Here is an 18,097-nt window from a genome sequence, read left to right on the forward strand (position 1 = left end):
AGAAAGGTCAATAAAGTGTTTTCACTTGCCTAGCGTAGTAACATTGTGAAGGGTGTTTTCTTAAGCATAAGATTCACAAATAAATTTTATAAATGGTTGCATGTGACTAATTCCTTTTTATCCGCAATATTAAAAGAGAGATCTCTACACGAGATCTCTCATTGATTATTTTACTGAATCCTGCTTTAAATTACCTGTTTTTTCGTCATAGAAGCGAAGTAAGTCTCCATTGATGATGGCATCGGAGTTTTCTAGCTCCATAGTGGCACGATCAGCATAAGGCTGACATGGCTCAACATCTATTTCTTCGCCAGTTGCTTTGTCATAGCAAGCTTCACCAGCATAGACGTATTTATCTGTAATAAAGCGTCCATCACGGAAGACTACAAAGTCCTCATGCTCTGGAGAGAATAAATCTGCACCCATTTGCATATCTTTGGACGTTTCAACGCCAAGAAGATGTAAGATCGTTGGACGTAAATCCATTTGTCCTGAAATCTCAGTCATTTCTTTTCCATCGCCAGCTCCTGGGATGTGGATGAATAAAGGTACTTCTTGAAGCATTGCATTATCCATTGGTGTAATTTGATCTTTTCCTAAATATTGTGCCATTGCTTTATTATGGTTCTCAGAAATACCATAGTGATCCCCATACATCACGATAATAGAGTTATCATAGACACCTTGATCTTTTAACTGTTGGAAGAAGTCTTTTAAAGCTTCATCCATGTAGCGTACAGTTTGGAAGTAACGATTTAATGTACCTGAATTTGAATCATATTCAGGAATCATAATATCTTCTGGGTCCAATGTAAATGGATAATGGTTCGTTAATGTAATAAGTCTAGAGTAGAATGGCTGTGGCATATCTTTCATTAAAGCAGCTGATTGCTCTAAGAATGGAACATCTTTCATTCCCCAGTTTACAGCTTGCCCCTCTTCCACAGTATATGAATCTATATCGTAGAATTTATTAATTTTTAACGATTGGTACATCATGTCACGATTCCAGAATGATTTATTATTAGGGTGCATGACATTTGTAAAGTAACCATTTTCTCCAAGGCGTTCAGCCATTGAATTATACGTATTTCCACCATGCGTGAAGAATACAGCACCTCGACCTAAGCCAAACAATGAGTTTTCAACAATAAACTCAGAGTCAGATGTTTTTCCTAAACCTGTTTGGTGATAGAAGTTACTGAAATAATACGTATCTTTATCTTTTGTTAAAGAGTTTAAGAATGGCGTAATCTCATGACCATTCATGTCATTATTGATGACAAAGTTTTGTAATGACTCCATTGACACAACAATTAGGTTACGACCTTTATATTTGCCAAACATCTCTGGATTCACAGCAGCCTGATTAGAGCGTATATAGTTGTTTACTTCTACTAGCTCACTACCATCGGCTAACGCACGTTGTGCAGATGATTTAGATTGAATATAAATGTCATACAAGTGGTAATTGTACGTACCAATGTTTTTTACTAATAATTCGCGGTCAAAACTACGTGTTAGTAATTGTGGACGCTCCGTTTCTGCTAATCCTAAATTTAAGAATGTCATTGCTATTGCAAGCACAAAAAATGCACGACGGAATTCAATATTCACTTTAAATGCATCTTTCATTCTCGGTAAAAATTTATTCGCTAAGATTAAGATAACGACATCAACGAAATATAATACATCCCAAGGCTCAACAATGGCTGCTACTGATGTTCCTAAGTCACTAAAGTTACTTGTTTGGAATAATACTGGTAGCGTAATAAAATCATTGTAGAATCGATAGAACGCTACATTTCCGTATAAAACTATGGATAAAATAACGCTGACTGTAATCAGATAACGATTTCTAGCTTTTGCTGATTTAAAGAATAGTGATAAACCATACGTAAATAGCAAGAAGCTTAATGGATTAATAAATAAAATAAACTGTTGCATTGCATTTTCAATTTTCATTTCAAAGCTTGTGTGGTAAACAATGACCGTTTTGATCCAAGTTGCTATAATTGCTAGTATCATAAATGAATGTTTAGGCCACTTTATTGATTTCATTCCTAACATCCTCCCTACTTCCTTACAAAAAAATAATAATTATTTACATTTTGTTACGGAAACAAAATATATATTAATCCTTTTTTAACAGATAATCAACACATATCTTATGGAAAATTTTTTCTCTTTGCTCTTTCTATGCACCAGATATCTATATATACGTTTTGCATTGTAAAAAGTTTCGTAAAAACATAAAAACAGCGGAAACCCACTGTTTTTCAGAATATTACATACATGTTACATTAATTTTACAATACCCAATTACATTATATTTCAAACATTACTTTTTATGCTCTTCCATACGAAGTCTTGTTGTTTCTTGTCGAATAAGTAGCAAGGCCATTTGATAATCTTTTATATCTAGTACATTCGCTTTATAGAGCTCACGTATTTCATCCTCCATCAACATCAAATCGCCAATTGGATCACGTGTATAAATATAGGTCCCATATGTTTTCAAGAGTTCATAAATATCTAGCATTTTATCCATTTTCATTCGCTCCTCGTTGTGCAACACAGTCAATACGTTTTGTGGGCGTCACCATGATATCTACTGGACAATCATGTGCTTCAGTAGGAACACAATCAATGATTTGCTCATCAAAGAGCAGCGACATTAGCTTACCCTTATTATAGTTTAATACATAGCGGTCATAATAACCACCGCCATAGCCGATTCGATAACCGTATGGATCAAAAACAACGCCTGGTACAACAATGATATCAATCTCATTTGCGTCAACAAACTCACATATTGCTGGAATGGGCTCACGCAAATGCATATATACAGTTTCAAGCTGTGAAAATGATTCAATGACGTAAAATGACATTTCTCTTGTTTTCGGGTGACACTTAGGAACTGCGACCTTTTTACCTAGTTTCCATAATTCCTCAATTAAAAGAATTGTGTCGACTTCTGGCATATTTGAAATAGTCATGCCAATTGTTTTTGCTTCTATTATATATGGTTCCTGTAGCACCTTTTTTAATACAGCTAATGATTGATGATGATAGTCTTCATCCGTCATAGTTGCAAGGGCTTGACGTACCGTGTTTCGTAAGGTTGTTTTATCCATTTAGGCTACCTCCTCTATCGGAAAACTTCATATCCTCTTGGAATCGTTTCATCGAATGATTTCATAAAATGTAGAAAGCCAAAACCACTTGTGGTTTTGGCTTAATGAGCGATTACTTAGTTTCACGGTGAAGAGTGTATTTCTTCTCGCGAGAGCAATATTTTTTAAGTTCAAGACGCTCTGGATTGTTACGCTTGTTCTTTTTAGAAATGTAGTTACGTTCGCCGCAATCTGTGCAAGCTAAAGTAATATTTACGCGCATCATTAACCCTCCCACTCTATATCAAGAATTTAAATTTGAGCATGATTTATACGACTAACCTATTATAACATAAACTGAAAAAAAATCTACCTTCATTTCATATTAAGTTTGCATATGGTAAAATATCTTATAATTACATACTACATTGAGGTGAAACTATTGGATTTATCCATCGTATTAATGAGTATTGGCATTTTACTGATTATTATTTCGTTCTTTTTCAAAAATAGCTCGAAAAAAATCGAACAAGATGTCGAAGAATTATCTATCTCCATTTTCCAAGAAACGAATAATTTAAAGCGTCGCCTTAAGATGGTCGAGGAAGAACTTTTACTAGAGCCCGAGTTCCAAGTGAAATCAAAAACAAGTATACCTCCAAAAGGTCAAGATCCTAAAGTGCACCAAGTCATGCAGGCTGTTCAACAGGCTGCACAGGCTTCAAAAGTTGGACAAACAACAGCACCAGCAAAACCGATTCATCAAATCATCATTAGTCAGGTACTGGAATTAAATAAACAGGGTCTTTCTGTAGCAGATATTAGTATTCGCTCAAATTTAACAGAAGAGCAAGTTCGGCAAGTGATTGCAAACGGGGGGCGTTGATTGATGAATAAGTCTGCCATTCGTGCATTTGGCATAGCTATTTTTCTTGTTGGGGCATTACTCGCACTCGCAAGTCGCTTCGATGTAAATATCGGTCTTCCTACCAAGGATTTTTCCAATCAACAACAGGTAGAAGAACTACAAAACAAGCTAAAGAAGGCCAATCAAGAAATTGCCTCGTTAAAGGATCAATTAAAGCAAGTACATACGACTGAAAAAACTTCTACGACAGATGCAACTGAACAAGCTGGTGAAGAAACGAATACGGATGTTACAACGATGTCACTGCAAATCTATAGTGGTATCACACCGTATAGTGTGGCACAAAAGCTTGAAGACGGTGGCATTATTACTAATAGTGTGGAAATGGAGTTACTACTCGCTAATCCTAAATATGCGAGAAGCTTACAAATCGGCTCCTATGAGGTCCATTCTTCCATGACTTTAGAAGAAATAGCTAATTTAATTACAGGCAAGAAACAATAACTTACAAAGCTGTCGCCCATTATATTAGGCGACAGCTTTTTTATTACGCTATACTTTCTAGGAAGGCTTGCATCATACTACTGCCTTCTTTTGTACCGATTGATTCGGGGTGAAACTGCAGCCCATAGAGAGGATAATCTTTATGTTGAATGGCCATAATCTCCCCGTCATCACCCGATGTTGCAAGTATCTTAAAATCCTTGTGTAATGTTTGCTCTTCAATAATAAGTGAATGATACCGCATAACCTCGATATCTCCATCTAATTGGGCAAATAAACCAGTTTTCTCATATTGTAACGGGGACAGCTTTCCATGCATAATGTTTGTGGCTTGCACAATATTTGCGCCAAAAGCCTGCCCTATAGATTGATGTCCAAGACAAATACCTAAAATAGGGAATTTTTGATAGAGTTCCTTGATGACCTCTATCGTTATACCTGCGTCATCTGGCGTTCCTGGTCCTGGTGATAAAATAATGGCTTCTGGCGATAATTTTTGAATTTCTTCTATAGTAATAGCATCATTTCGCACAACCTTGACGCTTTTTCCAAGCATACTGATTTGTTGAAATAAATTATAGGTAAAAGAATCGTAGTTATCAATTAATAAAATCATTTTTTTACCTCCAATAGGGCACGGGCCTTATTCAGCGTTTCTTCATATTCTGACAATGGAATCGAATCGTAAACAATACCTGCTCCTGCCTGCACATGTGCCTTTTGATCCTTAATGAGCATCGTGCGAATCGCGAGGGCCAAGTCCATATCACCAGTTGTCGAAATATAACCTACTGCTCCCGCATACACCCCACGTTTTACTGGTTCTAATTCATTAATCAATTGCATGGCGCGTATTTTAGGTGCCCCTGATACTGTACCAGCAGGTAAACAAGCGCGAAGTACATCCAGTACATGGAGGTCATCTCGTAATTCGGCAATAACCTCAGACACCATATGCATCACATATTTATAGCGCTCAATATTCATGTATTTGACTAGCTTGACGGAACCGACTTTAGCAATACGTCCAAGATCATTACGACCTAAATCCACTAACATACGGTGCTCAGCTATTTCCTTGCTATCTTCTAACAAGGCATTTGCGATTGCTTCATCCTGTTCTGTTGTCGTGCCACGTGGCTTTGTCCCTGCTATTGGGTTGGTTGTCACTTTTCGATTTCTTACTTTTACAAGACTTTCTGGGGATGTTCCTAAAATAACATAGTCTCCATAATCCATATAGAACATATAGGGTGACGGATTGGATGTGCGCAATTGACGATAAAGTGAGAAGGGCGAACCTGTAAACGGTGCTGAAAAGCGTTGCGATAACACAATTTGGAAAATATCGCCTCGTAAAATATGCCGCTTTGCACGTTCTACTAAGGTCACGAACCGCTCCTTTGAAATCATTGGCTTAAACTGTAGCTCATCCACCTTTAATGCCTCAAAGGTCGTACCTGCACAAAGCTGTTGCTCCATTGTCGCAATAGCAGCTTCCATCTCCACTAAGGAACGTCCCTCCTGAAATAGGTCAATCGAAGCTAGTGTAATTTCCTGTGTTACATGATCAAAAACAATAAATGTATCATAGAAAAAAACATGAACATCAGGCATCGCTAAATCATCCTGTAAATAGTCACCAATTTTTTCTGTGTAAAATGCCGTTTCATAGCCAAAGAAACCTATGGCTCCTCCAAAGAAAGCAAAAGGATAGTTTTCTTCATGAAAGGGTATTATGGCTTTTAATCGATCAAGCACATTGCCTTTAACCTTGTCATTTTCTGCTCCTTTTGAGAAAACGAATTCTTCGTTATTTCCTTTTATCTCAGCCACTGGATTGATGGCGATAAAGGAATAGCGCCCACTTTCCTCATGTTTCGCTGAGGATTCGAACAACATTTTATGCTGTCCTTTAAGTGATTGATACACAGAGATTGGGGTCATCATATCCCCCTGCAATACTTTCATAGCAAACTTTCTAAGCTCAACTGTCATACTCTTCTCTCCTTCTCTAAGCTCTGCTCTTCTACACCTCATCTATCTTTAGCAACAGTGATCTGCCAAAGTCTTTCTCTTCATTCAGCTAAAACATTTGCTATCTAAAGATAAAAATATAAAAAGGCCTTTCCATCACAAAAGGACGGAAAAGCCGTGGTGCCACCTTCATTGGTCTCCTGATAAGAAGACCCTCTTTAAGCCTTATAACGTAGGCATCCGCTAATCCATACTGTTTTCAGGATTAGAGCTCCGAAGTCCATTCACTAAACATTTGTACTAGTTTCCACCAACCACTAGCTCTCTATGACAAATTGTACTAGCTACTACTCTTCATCAAAGCTGATTTCTTGGTAATATTGTAAAGCAAAGTATCTTACAATTCAATTTATTTCTTTCGTAGATTTTCATCTTCATGATGGCTAGCTAACGTAATCGATAACTCCCCCATTATTTGACGAATGGCAAATAAAATATCCTGCCGCACTTCCAGCATAACAGCGGTATCATTTGTGGCAACAAAGAATCGAACAAGCACGCGATACGAATCATGATGAAATTCATCTATAAATACATGAATCATGTCTTTCTCTGTTTTAGCGTGTAAATAAATTTCCTTATGAATGGCCGTTAAAGCGCTACGTATGTCTTCCTCATTATTAGCAGCAGCGATATATAAAAATTGCTCACATTTCCGTTTTTCTCGTTTAGATAAATTATAAAGTGGGCGATTCACTAAATAGGAGTTCGGCACATACACAAGTCCTTTGTCTCCTGTTTGAATTAACGTACTTCTTAAATTGATATCCTCAATCGTTCCTTCAATTTTTTGATCCTCTGTCGCAATCCAATCTCCTATTTGGAATGGATTATCTAAGGCTACGGACATGCCACCAAATACATGCGCTAGTGTATCGCGAATCCCAAAGGCAATCGCTACTCCGGTTAAACCGATGCCTGTTAAAAAGCCATTCAGATTAAAATCCCAAAAGGAAGCAATGGTAAACATAGCAAAAATCATGATAAGTACTTTACCGATTCGTAGGAAAAACGGTAATAAAACATTCTGATCCTCTTCGCTCGTTAATTCAAATGGTTGTTTCGTATAAAAATTTAACACATCATAAATTCCTTTAAAAGCAAAAAACACCATAATAGACAATACAAAATTCTTTGTTGATGGCTGCGTAAATAAAGGAACTTTTATTAAATAAGATAAGCTTAGCACAATGACCGTCGTCATAAAGGCATAGCCAATTGCTTTACTAAATTGCGCAAGGACATTTGCCTGAAAATTGCGCTGACGATCTTTTAAAAATATTACGACACGATGAATAATTTTTTTGATAATGAAACGTTGAATAAGCCACCCGACTAAACAAATAATGATGGCAATTAAGCCATCTAGCCAGGTTGGGACTGTAAATTTAGGTAATAACCAATGTAATGAATCCATGTATTTCTCCTTTAACTACCTATGTATCGCCAGCAAAAAGGAGCCGACCTTCAGTAATGGTTAGCCCCTTTTTGTTATTGTATGGCATCATCTGCAAAAAAAGCCTTGCTAGCAAACCAAAATTGCTGTTTATTAAAATTATGTTCATGCATGGCAATTACCGAAAATTCAGCATGATATTTTTGCTTCATTTCCTTTAGCATCATTTTTGCTTGCTTGCCAACGAGATGCTGCCCATCAATAGGTGTTCCTTCTGTAAAAATAATGACATCTGCCTCTGTACCTAATTGATTTTCCTGTAGCAATGCTTTCACAAATTGTAAAACAGGTAAAATGGCTGCCTCTCCCTTTGCCTTATATTCGATAAAACTTTTAAAATCAGCTAAATTTAAATGACCATTTTCAAAGCGGTAGTGGACATGAATTTGTCGATCATACGGTACGATATATAAATCACGGCCTTCTCGATGTGCACTCATAAATAACGCTAAAATCATACTTTTACAAATCTCAGAATAAGCAGCCATGCCTGTCGTTTGTTCTAAACAAATAATCATCGGACCAGGGTCTTGTTGATAATCATGAAAGGGTATATAGTAAATATTTCCGCTTTTTGTTGTCTGTTGCTTGAGCTTTTGACGTCTGAGCTCTGACCATTTTCGTTCATAGTACTGGCGTTGCTCTTTGCCGTTTGCTAGGCGTTCAGCCTGCTCAATTGCAGGGATATTCTCTTGGATTTCATGCATTATATCTGTCAATTCTAGAGCAAATGCTGCCATATTTCGTAATGGCTCACTCTTGAAAAAATAATCGATAAAATAATGTTGTTCCCCTTCACTTAACTCCTCTATATGCAGGTTTTCATAGAGAAAACGTAAATAGTCAAGTTGTTCTATTGTCAACTGCTTGTCAAATTGCTTGATGAGGGTTTCCATTGCATCATTCATATAGCAGCACCTCCTAAGCACCACATTTTTTGGATAATGTCTATAGTATAACCAAAAATTTTTTTTGACAATACAAAAACGCTCGCTATAAAGACGCTACAGTCAAAGACAATGTTGCTCCTTCAGGGGATATTTTTATGCAAATGAAAAAAAAGAGCTAAAAAACAGCTCTTCTCTCTTAATTATTTAATTCATAATGTTTGCCTTTTACTAAGTAAAATAGATGCTCTGCAATATTTGTTGCATGATCAGCAGAACGTTCTAAATAGCGGCAAATAAATGTTAGGTGCGTAATCTGTGAAATATGGGATGGGTTTTCTACCCCAGCACGAAGTAAAAGTGTAATCGTTGCCCCGTATAAATCGTCCACATAATCATCTAATTCTGCAATCTCTTTAGCGCGTACCGTATCTTCCTCAGTAAAGGCCTTCATGATACTTTCTAGCATTTCTACTGTTTTATTGCACATGGTTTGGAGATTCGTTATTGGAAAAATCATCGGTTCTTTGCCAATTCGAATTGCTTCTTTAGCTATATTAACCGCATAGTCGCCTACTCTTTCCATATCCGATGCTGCCTTTACAAGAACCATGAGACGGCGTAAATCCGTTGCTACTGGTTGTTGCTTGGCAATCATTAGGATTACATGATCATTAATTTCTTCTTCAAGCCGATTAATGATTAAATCGTCTTCTAAAATTTTTAAGGCCTTTTCTAAATCCTGCTCCACCAATGCTTCAAACGCTGTTTTTAAAGCTATGATACTACTGTTGGCAATTGCAAGAAATTGTCCCTGTACCTCTTTTAACTCTTGTTCAAAACGTTCACGTACGATCATTCATTGCTCCTCCTTAGCCGAAACGTCCTGAAATATAGTCTTCTGTACGTTGATCTGCTGGTGTTTGGAAAATAACATCCGTTTTATCGTACTCGACAACCTCTCCACTTAGGAAGAATGCTGTACGATCAGAAATACGTGCCGCTTGCTGCATATTATGTGTCACAATGACAATGGAATAATCCTTTTTCAGTTCTTGTACAAGCTCTTCCACTTTCAACGTAGAAATCGGGTCTAAGGCAGATGTTGGCTCATCCATTAAGATGACATCAGGCTCAATCGCTAAGCAGCGTGCAATACAAATACGTTGTTGCTGACCACCTGATAATCCGTAGGCATTTTGATTCAAACGATCTTTTACCTCATCCCAAATGGCTGCCCCTCTTAGTGATTTCTCCACAATTTCATCTAGAATTTTTTTATTTTTAATGCCATGAATTCTTGGTCCATAGGCAATGTTATCATAAATAGATTTTGGGAATGGGTTTGGCTTTTGGAACACCATTCCCACACGTGTTCTTAATTCCTCTACCGTATAGTTTTTATCTAAAATATTACGCTCACGATATAAAATTTCTCCTGATGTACGAACAATTGGTACAAGTTCAACCATGCGGTTTAATGTTTTTAGATACGTAGATTTCCCACAGCCAGATGGCCCAATAATCGCCGTTACTTCATTTTCATAGATGCTTAAATTAACATCTTTTAAGCCATGGTGATCACCATACCATAGGTTTAAATTTCGTGTATCGTAGACAATATTTTTCGCCACATCTGTTATAGACTTCGTCGTTGCTTGATTCCGTTTGACAATTGTTTTTTCCTCTTTAAAATCTAGTACCATAAGGTCACCTCATTAATAACGTTTTTGGAATTTATTTCGAATATATATGGCAATAGAATTCATCAATAACAGCACTGTCATAAGCACTAAAATACCTGCTGCTGCTACATACTGAAAGGCTTCTTGTGGTCGTTTTGCCCAATCATAGATTTGCATCGGTAGTGCTGTAAATTGACTCAATAAACCATTCGGTAAAAACTGCAGGATAACTGGAATTCCGATTACAACTAGTGGAGCTGTTTCTCCGATGGCACGAGACAAGGCTAAAATACTTCCTGTTAAAATACCTGGAATTGCTGCTGGTAAGACAACACGCAAAATCGTTTGCCATTTCGTTGCACCCATGCCATACGAAGCTTCACGTTGTTCATTTGGCACTGCACGAATGGCCTCTTGAGCCGCTACAATGATAACAGGTAAAATTAACAAACTCATTGTAAAACCAGCTGCTAAAATACTTTTTCCTAGACCCATCATACGTACGAAAATTGTTAATCCAAGTAATCCAAAAACAATGGAAGGAACACCTGCTAGATTCGATATATTCATACGAATAAAGTCATTGATTTTATTTTTCTTTGCATACTCTTCTAAATAAATCGCAGTACCTACACCTAAAATAATCGATACGGGTGCCACAACTGCCATTAACCAAAGCGAACCGATTAAAGCAGCTTTGATACCTGCCTTATCCGCAAATCGTGATGCAAAATTCGTCAAGAAATCGATGTTTAAGTAATCAATTCCCTGTGTCACAATGCGGTACAGTAAAACAGCTAGAGTAACAAGTGCAAATGTAGTAGCTAAGAAAAATAGGGTTTTCCAAACTTTATTTGCTGTAATACGCTTTGTCATTCGTTTCATGACGACCGTGTCATCCATATAGCGCATGCTAGTAAACCTCCCTGAAGCGTTTCGAAATATAATGAGCAAGTAAATTCATTACTAGTGTAAAGATAAATAGTGTGAATCCTACTGAATAAATAGAGTAATAAATAGTTGTACCATAGCCCGCATCACCAGTTGAAACCTGTACAATGTATGCAGTCATTGTTTGAATAGAGTCTGTCACACTGAGGTCAAATTTCGGTGTCGAACCACCTGCTAGTGATACAATCATTGTTTCTCCAATTGCCCGGGAAATAGCTAACACAACAGAAGCCACAATCCCTGAAAGTGCAGCGGGTAGTACTACTTTGATTGCTACCTCAAATTTCGTCGCACCTAGAGCTAAAGCTCCTTCACGCATACTATTTGGTACTGATGACATGGCATCTTCTGAAAGAGATGTAATCATTGGTAAAATCATAATTCCTACAACAATACCAGGACTTAAGGCATTAAATAGTTTGAGTCCAGGTACAATTTCTTGTAAAACTGGTGTGACAAATGTTAAGGCAAAGAAGCCATAAACAATTGTTGGCACACCTGCTAATACCTCTAAAATTGGTTTCACTGTACGTCTTGTCTTCTCACTTGCATATTCACTTAAATAGATAGCTGAAGCTATTCCAAATGGTACAGCTACTACAACTGCAATAAGTGTCACTTTTAATGTACCAGCGATTAATGGCAATATCCCAAACAACGGTTCGTTACCTGAAAATGGTAACCATTTTGTACCGAAAAGGAAATCCGTAATCGACACACGTTTAAAGAATTCAAACGTTTCAAAAATAAGGGTGAAAACAATGCCAAATGTTGTTAATATCGAAATAATAGCTGCAGAAAATAATAGAGCTGGCATGGCTTTTTCCACTATTTTCTTCGTTTTTTGATTGCGCGAATTTGCAATTAATTGCTGCACAGATGATGTCTTATCTTCCTTTTGAGAAACCATTGGGAGCTCCTTTCAAATAAGTGAGGGAAAGAGCATACATCTCTTTCCCTCTATGCATGTCTTCTTATTTTAAGCCTTCTAAAGTTTTTAAGCCTTCAGTATATTTTTCTTCAGGTAAACGAACATAGCCAACTGCTTCAGCCATATCACCTGCGTTTTCAAGTGTAAATTTAATGAAGTCGTATGCTGCCTCATTGTCCTTCATCGCACTATTTTTCACGTATGTGAATAGTGGACGTGAAAGTGGTTTATATTCGCCACCTTCAATTGTTTCACTTGTTGGCTCTACGCCATTTATTTTTACAATATTTAATTTATCTTTATTTTCAAGGTAGTAAGCATAACCGAAGAAACCGATAGCGTTTTTATCACCAGCCACACCTTGCACTAGCATATTATCATCCTCTGATAATGTTGCTGAGCTTACTAGATCTGCTCCATCTAAAATCACTTCATCAAAGTAGTCGTATGTGCCTGAATCAGTACCTGGTGAATAGTAAACGATTTTTTCATCTGGCCAAGATGGATCAATATCAGACCATTTTTTCTCTTTCCCATCTTCAATCCAAATTTTTTGTAGTTGTTCTACAGTTAAATCCTTCGCCCAATCATTTTCTGGATTCACTACTACTGATAATCCGTCATATGCTAAAGCTAACTCTGTAAAATCAATGCCCGCTTCTTCTAATTTCTTTTTCTCTTCATCTTTTATATTACGAGATGCATTTGAAAAGTCTGTTTCACCTGCGATGAATTTTTCAAAACCACCACCAGTACCAGAAACCCCCACTGATACTTTGACATCTGGTTGTGTACCTGCATACTCTTCAACAACTGCCTCAATGATTGGTGCTACTGTTGATGAGCCATCTCCAGCTACAGCCCCTTGTAGCTTTTCATCAGCAGCTTCTTGTCCTGAGCTTGCTGGTGCGTTCGTTTCTGCATTGTTTCCGTTTTGTGCAGAATCGCTACCACATGCACCTAGCATTAATGCAGAACCCATTACTGCTGTCATCGTTAAGTACTTCCACTTTTTCATCTCATTTGCCTCCGTCATGAACTGTTTTATAGTTATTTGTCTTACAATCTTTACTATAATGACTGAATGTTGAAGTCGTATAAACGGTTCGTAAAAGAGATGTAAAGGAATGTAATGCTTTGTAAACGATTGTAAAGATGCATTTACAATTGAAGAAACTTGCTTCCTATTAGAAAGGTGTTATAATAAGCAATTGTGTCAGGAAATATTTATTTTAATGATAAGGAGAGTTTGACCTTTGTCATGAAACATGCAAAAGTACAAAATGTCGATTATTTTAAAACATATTTATCATTAGTAATGGAACATCGGAACTACACACTTCAAGAGGCGATTGATTTTATGCTAGCTTCTTATTTCTATAACAATATAGAACTTTATGGGGTAAAACCAAGAGAGCAATTTGAATTAGCCATTCAGCAATTATCCGCATAAAGGCACTTAATATTTTAAAGGGGCGTTTTGCTATGCAAACGCCCCTTTCACTACATAGTTCAGTTTAAATTTCGCAACTGACTGATTGAGTTCATCAATTTTGACAAGTCCCTCTGAATTATGCACAATGTCTTTCCCGCTACATTTAAAGATTCTTCAATACACTGAAGAACGATAAGTCGACCATGTTATCAATATAGAAATAATGAACACTACTAAAAAAGTAGAGCGTCATCTTTTTCTGTATACGCCCCGCATCTCAGCAACCCTTGTTGTTTTTATAGTTAATGAATTAGCCCATCATTTAAAATTAATGATTCGTCTTGAAAAGGTTAAAATAAAAACAGATTTGGAAAATAAATTTTCCAAATCTGTTTTTTGTATTAGAGCATACCCCATGCCCTTTATTCCTGTTCATCCTCACCAATTTTTTCTTCTGTAATCGCTGGTAAAATTGGCTGTTTTACATTACTATCTGTCACTTTTTCAGCTTGGTATTTTGCTTTTAATTCAAAGTATTTATCTAAAGAACGTCTAGCGATGACATTATTTTGATAGTAGTGTGGAGCTAAATTTGTATTAACCCATGGGATCACAACTGCATAGGCAATTTCAGGATTTTCATATGGTGCAAAACCAACATGCGTTAAGTTAATCGTGTTTGTACCAAAGTATTCACGTAGTGGACCATAGTATACTACCTCTGCAGTACCAGTTTTCCCAGCAGCTGTATATGGAGTATCCGCAAATTGAGCTCTTGCTGTACCTTGATTACCAGTATATACTCGACGCAATCCTTTTTTTACATAATCGATTTCCTCTTTTGGATTATCAATTTGATTTAAAATAGTTGGTCCTACTTCTGTCACTAATTGGCCTAATTGTTTGCCATCCTGCGATGGGTCACGAACCTCTTTTACAACATGTGGCTGAATACGATAGCCACCATTGGCAACTGTTGAAATATATTGCGCAAGTTGAAGTGGTGTATACGTATCATACTGACCAATCGCCAAGTCAAGTGTTTTACCACCCATTGTTGGACCTGATGGACCACGCACTCCGCTAAATTCATTTGGTAAATCAATGCCTGTTTTCACACCTAAACCAAATTGCGCATAATTATTACGCATTTTTGAGAACGTATCGTCCTTTAAGCGTAATGGCATACCATAACTATAAGGTGTTCCATTAAGCAGCAACGCAATTTTAAACATATAGGAGTTGGAAGAACGTTCTAATGCCAACAAGTCATTCATCGGGATATATCCACCCCTGTTAAAAATAGACGTTTTCGGATCCGTGCCAGCTAATATAATCGGCTCATCTCCCATTGAAGTACCCATCGAAATTACACCTTGATTGTAACCCGTAAGAACTGTCGCTGCTTTAACGGATGAACCTGCTTCATAAGCCGTTGTAAATGACCCATAAGCATAGTCAACGATCATATTTTTTCCTGTGTCAGGATCTTTTTCTATTTTCTTACCAACCATAGATAAGATGTCCCCAGTATTCGGGTCCATCATAATTAAAAAGGCTCGATCTAATAAGTACGATCCAGGAAGTGCCTTTAAATTAAGCAGTTCTTCTTCTACAATCTTATCCGTTGCAGCTTGCAACTCACTATCCAATGATAGGATTAAGTCTTTACCCGGCTCCCCTTCATAGGTTGTTACTGTGTCGACTACCTGGCCTTTTTTATTGGTAATGTTTTTAACAACGGTTTTTTGACCTTGTAGTAATTCTTCATATTGTGCTTCAATGTAACTTTCTCCTACACGGTCATTACGCGAGTAGTCACGTGCTAAATAATAATTGAGCTTCTCTTTCGGTATCCCTTTTGTTGGAACCGTTGTACGTCCAAGAATAGATAAAGATGATAATTTGACACGTTTCCAGTCTGTTGTTGTGTTAACACCTGGTAGTTCAGTTAAACGCTCAGATACACGTGCAAATTCATCTGCTGATACATTCTCACTTTTAATGATTTGAGGAGATAGATTATAGCCAGATACCATTTCACGATAAATCGCTAATACCTCTAAATCTGCCTCTGTTAATTGTAAAAGTTCATCATTTGTTATACGTTCGCGTACCAGTTTATCAATCTCTGCATTGATTTGGCTTGTTGTAATATTTTCTTGTGCTCGGATTTTATCCTCTTCTGCCTTGGTGATTTTTGCATAGGCAGCATCGTGATTTTGTAGTATCCAAAAATCCTGTTTATCACGCAATGTGACACGCTTTGTTGGCTGTTCAATTAATTGTGCCAGCTTTTTCGCGATATCAAGCATTTCCTCTGTTGTGGTTGTTTGCATTTTCGTATACGTAATGGCATTCTCTGGGTGATTATCTACTAAAATACGCCCGTATCGATCATACATACGTCCCCTTGGCACACTTGTATTAACAGGTACCTCTTCTTTACGTTCTAAATCACGTACATAATCTTCCCCTTTGACGATCTGCATATAGCCAAGTCTAAAAATTAACATTGAAAATACGATAAATATTGCAAAGAAAAGGATATTCATACGAAATGTTAAATTAGAATGATGTTTTGCTTTAACACTCGCCGCGCGATTTTTCCCGGGTGCTTTGCGCATATGTATTCCCCTCCTCATCTTCTGATCATTTCAATACACGATACCTAGTATACCATTCGACGGTATGACAGAAAAGCACGCACTTACGATTTCTTATGTAAAACATCATTTATTTGACGGTACTTTATGTAGAAAGGTTGCCCTATTTTATGCTCTCCATATATTTCGGCTTCTCTAGCCATATATCTCTAGCTCCCATCCCTTAATATGCTGTTTTATCCAATAAAAAAAGGCTATGCCTCCGTGATTGCTCACTTTAGGCACAGCCATTTATTCGTTATTATTTTGCAGCTTGGAATTTAGCTTCTACTACATCCCAGTTTACTACGTTCCAGAATGCACCGATGTAATCTGGACGACGGTTTTGGTAGTTTAGGTAGTATGCATGTTCCCATACATCTAAGCCTAAAACTGGTGTTTTGCCTTCCATTACTGGAGAGTCTTGGTTTGGAGTAGACGTAACAGCAACTGAGTCACCATCAACGATTAACCAAGCCCAACCTGAACCGAAGCGAGTTGTAGCAGCTTTAGCAAATTCTTCTTTGAAAGCATCGAAAGAACCGAATTTAGCATCGATTGCTTTTGCTACTTCACCAACAGGTGTATTTGAACCGCCTGGAGCGATTACTTCCCAGAATAATGTATGGTTAGCATGTCCGCCACCGTTGTTGCGTACAGCAGTTTGTTTGTCAGCTGGAAGAGCATCTAGGTTTGCGATTAAGTCGTTGATGTCTTTTTCTGCAAACTCAGTACCTTCTACTGCTGCGTTTAAGTTTGTTACATAAGTATTGTGGTGTTTAGAATGGTGAATTTCCATTGTTTTTGCATCGATATGTGGTTCTAATGCGTCATAAGCGTAAGTTAATTGTGGTAATTCGTAAGCCATTGTTAAGTTCCTCCCTAAAATAAGAAATAATTAGTACATCCTTAGATTATCAAAATTGGTCAAACCATTCAACGAAAAATACTTCAATTTGAAGATTTCAGCCTTTTGACCGAAATACCGATACGTTTACTATCTTACCCTTTCATCCCTTACGCTAAACCTTAAAAATGAGACATTAAATGGCGATAAAAAATACAATAATCATCACGATTTGAATTACAGCCTTTGCAATAGTAGAAGTTAAAAAGCCTACTAATGAGCCTACGCCACTTTTCACAGCCTCGCTAAATGTTCGCTTCTCTACAATTAATTCAGCGATTACTGCCCCTAAAAATGGGCCAATTAAAATCCCAGCCACAGGGATGACAAATGGACCGAATAATAAGCCAATGGTACTTCCCCACATTCCTGCGGTGGAGCCACCAAATTTTTTTATACCAAATGCATTTGCCAATGTGTCTGCACCAAATAACAGCACGACAAATAATATTTCAATAATCCAGAACCACCAGCTTAGCTCTGCGAATGAGAAAAATAAGCCATAGAGCAAAAATCCACCAACTAAAAACAGTACACCAGGAATGATTGGATACACTAAACCAACAAATGAAATAATAAAGCAGGCAATCACTAAGATCCAGCCAACAACTTCCATAAAGTTTCTCTCCTTTTAACGTGCATTGCCTTTCATACGGAATAACAAAGTGAAAAGTT

At 37.3% G+C, this 18,097-nt stretch carries 19 protein-coding genes and 1 other annotated feature; of the genes, 3 read left to right on the forward strand and 16 right to left on the reverse strand.

The genetic code is table 11. The features are described 5' to 3' along the window. Positions 1 to 165 precede the first annotated feature (165 nt). The 4 genes from CD31_RS05090 to rpmG form a co-directional block, all read right to left on the reverse strand. The gene (locus CD31_RS05090) at positions 166 to 2,061 is read right to left on the reverse strand and encodes an LTA synthase family protein (RefSeq protein WP_036076177.1); all 1,896 of its coding nucleotides are present in this window, start codon (positions 2,059 to 2,061) and stop codon (positions 166 to 168) included. 280 nt (positions 2,062 to 2,341) lie between these two features. Further along, the gene (locus CD31_RS05095; RefSeq protein ID WP_004231021.1) at positions 2,342 to 2,551 is read right to left on the reverse strand and encodes a YqgQ family protein; all 210 of its coding nucleotides are present in this window, start codon (positions 2,549 to 2,551) and stop codon (positions 2,342 to 2,344) included. Further along, complete coding sequence (locus CD31_RS05100; protein ID WP_036076179.1) at positions 2,544 to 3,137, reverse strand: 5-formyltetrahydrofolate cyclo-ligase; 594 nt, start codon at positions 3,135 to 3,137, stop codon at positions 2,544 to 2,546. Before CD31_RS05100 ends, CD31_RS05095 begins: the two co-directional genes overlap by 8 nt. A gap of 112 nt (positions 3,138 to 3,249) precedes the next feature. Next, positions 3,250 to 3,399 (reverse strand): 50S ribosomal protein L33, encoded by a 150-nt coding sequence (rpmG, locus tag CD31_RS22855; protein WP_008408521.1) that lies wholly within the window; start codon positions 3,397 to 3,399, stop codon positions 3,250 to 3,252. A 150-nt stretch (positions 3,400 to 3,549) separates the two neighbouring features. Here rpmG and CD31_RS05105 point away from each other — a divergent pair, with 150 nt between their 5' ends. Continuing rightward, a complete protein-coding gene (locus tag CD31_RS05105; RefSeq protein ID WP_244905087.1) occupies positions 3,550 to 4,002 on the forward strand; it encodes a hypothetical protein in 453 nt (150 codons plus the stop codon). Positions 4,003 to 4,005: 3 nt separating this feature from the next. Next, positions 4,006 to 4,488 (forward strand): MltG/YceG/YrrL family protein, encoded by a 483-nt coding sequence (locus CD31_RS05110; RefSeq protein ID WP_036076183.1) that lies wholly within the window; start codon positions 4,006 to 4,008, stop codon positions 4,486 to 4,488. 43 nt (positions 4,489 to 4,531) lie between these two features. On the opposite strand, the gene CD31_RS05115 is transcribed toward CD31_RS05110, so the two are convergent. The 9 genes from CD31_RS05115 to CD31_RS05155 all read right to left on the reverse strand — a co-directional run bounded on the left by CD31_RS05115 (position 4,532) and on the right by CD31_RS05155 (position 13,453). Continuing rightward, positions 4,532 to 5,104, reverse strand: a complete 573-nt coding sequence (locus tag CD31_RS05115; protein ID WP_036076186.1) for an anthranilate synthase component II — start codon at positions 5,102 to 5,104, stop codon at positions 4,532 to 4,534. After that, positions 5,101 to 6,486, reverse strand: coding sequence for an anthranilate synthase component I (gene trpE / locus CD31_RS05120; protein WP_036076187.1), 1,386 nt, complete (start codon positions 6,484 to 6,486; stop codon positions 5,101 to 5,103). The genes CD31_RS05115 and trpE overlap by 4 nt, the downstream gene beginning before the upstream one ends. Before the next feature lie 138 nt (positions 6,487 to 6,624). Further along, positions 6,625 to 6,835 (reverse strand) — a binding site (T-box leader). Positions 6,836 to 6,874: 39 nt separating this feature from the next. Beyond that, complete coding sequence (locus tag CD31_RS05125; RefSeq protein WP_036076188.1) at positions 6,875 to 7,942, reverse strand: mechanosensitive ion channel family protein; 1,068 nt, start codon at positions 7,940 to 7,942, stop codon at positions 6,875 to 6,877. 74 nt (positions 7,943 to 8,016) lie between these two features. Beyond that, a complete protein-coding gene (locus CD31_RS05130) occupies positions 8,017 to 8,889 on the reverse strand; it encodes a vWA domain-containing protein (protein WP_036076189.1) in 873 nt (290 codons plus the stop codon). A gap of 178 nt (positions 8,890 to 9,067) precedes the next feature. After that, a complete protein-coding gene (phoU, locus tag CD31_RS05135; protein WP_036076190.1) occupies positions 9,068 to 9,727 on the reverse strand; it encodes a phosphate signaling complex protein PhoU in 660 nt (219 codons plus the stop codon). 13 nt (positions 9,728 to 9,740) lie between these two features. Next, positions 9,741 to 10,574 (reverse strand): phosphate ABC transporter ATP-binding protein PstB, encoded by an 834-nt coding sequence (gene pstB / locus CD31_RS05140; protein WP_036076191.1) that lies wholly within the window; start codon positions 10,572 to 10,574, stop codon positions 9,741 to 9,743. A 12-nt stretch (positions 10,575 to 10,586) separates the two neighbouring features. Continuing rightward, positions 10,587 to 11,465, reverse strand: coding sequence for a phosphate ABC transporter permease PstA (gene pstA / locus CD31_RS05145; protein WP_016992372.1), 879 nt, complete (start codon positions 11,463 to 11,465; stop codon positions 10,587 to 10,589). A 1-nt stretch (position 11,466) separates the two neighbouring features. Then, positions 11,467 to 12,414, reverse strand: coding sequence for a phosphate ABC transporter permease subunit PstC (gene pstC / locus CD31_RS05150; RefSeq protein WP_016992373.1), 948 nt, complete (start codon positions 12,412 to 12,414; stop codon positions 11,467 to 11,469). Between the two features lie 64 nt (positions 12,415 to 12,478). Further along, entirely contained in the window at positions 12,479 to 13,453 is a 975-nt protein-coding gene (locus tag CD31_RS05155) for a PstS family phosphate ABC transporter substrate-binding protein (RefSeq protein WP_036076192.1), read from the reverse strand. Positions 13,454 to 13,696: 243 nt separating this feature from the next. Here CD31_RS05155 and CD31_RS05160 point away from each other — a divergent pair, with 243 nt between their 5' ends. Then, the gene (locus tag CD31_RS05160; RefSeq protein ID WP_036076193.1) at positions 13,697 to 13,888 is read left to right on the forward strand and encodes a hypothetical protein; all 192 of its coding nucleotides are present in this window, start codon (positions 13,697 to 13,699) and stop codon (positions 13,886 to 13,888) included. Positions 13,889 to 14,292: 404 nt separating this feature from the next. Here CD31_RS05160 and CD31_RS05165 read toward each other — a convergent pair whose 3' ends face one another. The 3 genes from CD31_RS05165 to CD31_RS05175 form a co-directional block, all read right to left on the reverse strand. Beyond that, complete coding sequence (locus CD31_RS05165) at positions 14,293 to 16,497, reverse strand: peptidoglycan D,D-transpeptidase FtsI family protein (protein ID WP_036076194.1); 2,205 nt, start codon at positions 16,495 to 16,497, stop codon at positions 14,293 to 14,295. A 280-nt stretch (positions 16,498 to 16,777) separates the two neighbouring features. Beyond that, positions 16,778 to 17,383, reverse strand: coding sequence for a superoxide dismutase (locus CD31_RS05170; protein WP_016995356.1), 606 nt, complete (start codon positions 17,381 to 17,383; stop codon positions 16,778 to 16,780). A 175-nt stretch (positions 17,384 to 17,558) separates the two neighbouring features. After that, on the reverse strand, positions 17,559 to 18,038 hold the full coding sequence (locus tag CD31_RS05175) for a DUF456 domain-containing protein (protein WP_016995357.1): 480 nt from the start codon (positions 18,036 to 18,038) through the stop codon (positions 17,559 to 17,561). Positions 18,039 to 18,097 lie beyond the last annotated feature (59 nt).

Origin of the sequence: Lysinibacillus boronitolerans JCM 21713 = 10a = NBRC 103108, from assembly GCF_000772935.1 — a bacterium.
Lineage (GTDB): Bacteria > Bacillota > Bacilli > Bacillales_A > Planococcaceae > Lysinibacillus > Lysinibacillus boronitolerans.

Excerpts from the sequence above, each read along its gene's own strand:
- CD31_RS05090 (WP_036076177.1), bottom strand. The coding sequence starts at position 2,061 with ATGAAATCAATAAAGTGGCCTAAACATTCATTTATGATACTAGCAATT.
- CD31_RS05095 (WP_004231021.1), bottom strand. The coding sequence starts at position 2,551 with ATGGATAAAATGCTAGATATTTATGAACTCTTGAAAACATATGGGACC.
- CD31_RS05100 (WP_036076179.1), bottom strand. The coding sequence starts at position 3,137 with ATGGATAAAACAACCTTACGAAACACGGTACGTCAAGCCCTTGCAACT.
- rpmG (WP_008408521.1), bottom strand. The coding sequence starts at position 3,399 with ATGCGCGTAAATATTACTTTAGCTTGCACAGATTGCGGCGAACGTAAC.
- CD31_RS05110 (WP_036076183.1), top strand. The coding sequence starts at position 4,006 with ATGAATAAGTCTGCCATTCGTGCATTTGGCATAGCTATTTTTCTTGTT.
- CD31_RS05115 (WP_036076186.1), bottom strand. The coding sequence starts at position 5,104 with ATGATTTTATTAATTGATAACTACGATTCTTTTACCTATAATTTATTT.
- trpE (WP_036076187.1), bottom strand. The coding sequence starts at position 6,486 with ATGACAGTTGAGCTTAGAAAGTTTGCTATGAAAGTATTGCAGGGGGAT.
- CD31_RS05125 (WP_036076188.1), bottom strand. The coding sequence starts at position 7,942 with ATGGATTCATTACATTGGTTATTACCTAAATTTACAGTCCCAACCTGG.
- CD31_RS05130 (WP_036076189.1), bottom strand. The coding sequence starts at position 8,889 with ATGAATGATGCAATGGAAACCCTCATCAAGCAATTTGACAAGCAGTTG.
- phoU (WP_036076190.1), bottom strand. The coding sequence starts at position 9,727 with ATGATCGTACGTGAACGTTTTGAACAAGAGTTAAAAGAGGTACAGGGA.
- pstB (WP_036076191.1), bottom strand. The coding sequence starts at position 10,574 with ATGGTACTAGATTTTAAAGAGGAAAAAACAATTGTCAAACGGAATCAA.
- pstA (WP_016992372.1), bottom strand. The coding sequence starts at position 11,465 with ATGCGCTATATGGATGACACGGTCGTCATGAAACGAATGACAAAGCGT.
- pstC (WP_016992373.1), bottom strand. The coding sequence starts at position 12,414 with ATGGTTTCTCAAAAGGAAGATAAGACATCATCTGTGCAGCAATTAATT.
- CD31_RS05155 (WP_036076192.1), bottom strand. The coding sequence starts at position 13,453 with ATGAAAAAGTGGAAGTACTTAACGATGACAGCAGTAATGGGTTCTGCA.
- CD31_RS05160 (WP_036076193.1), top strand. The coding sequence starts at position 13,697 with ATGAAACATGCAAAAGTACAAAATGTCGATTATTTTAAAACATATTTA.
- CD31_RS05165 (WP_036076194.1), bottom strand. The coding sequence starts at position 16,497 with ATGCGCAAAGCACCCGGGAAAAATCGCGCGGCGAGTGTTAAAGCAAAA.
- CD31_RS05170 (WP_016995356.1), bottom strand. The coding sequence starts at position 17,383 with ATGGCTTACGAATTACCACAATTAACTTACGCTTATGACGCATTAGAA.
- CD31_RS05175 (WP_016995357.1), bottom strand. The coding sequence starts at position 18,038 with ATGGAAGTTGTTGGCTGGATCTTAGTGATTGCCTGCTTTATTATTTCA.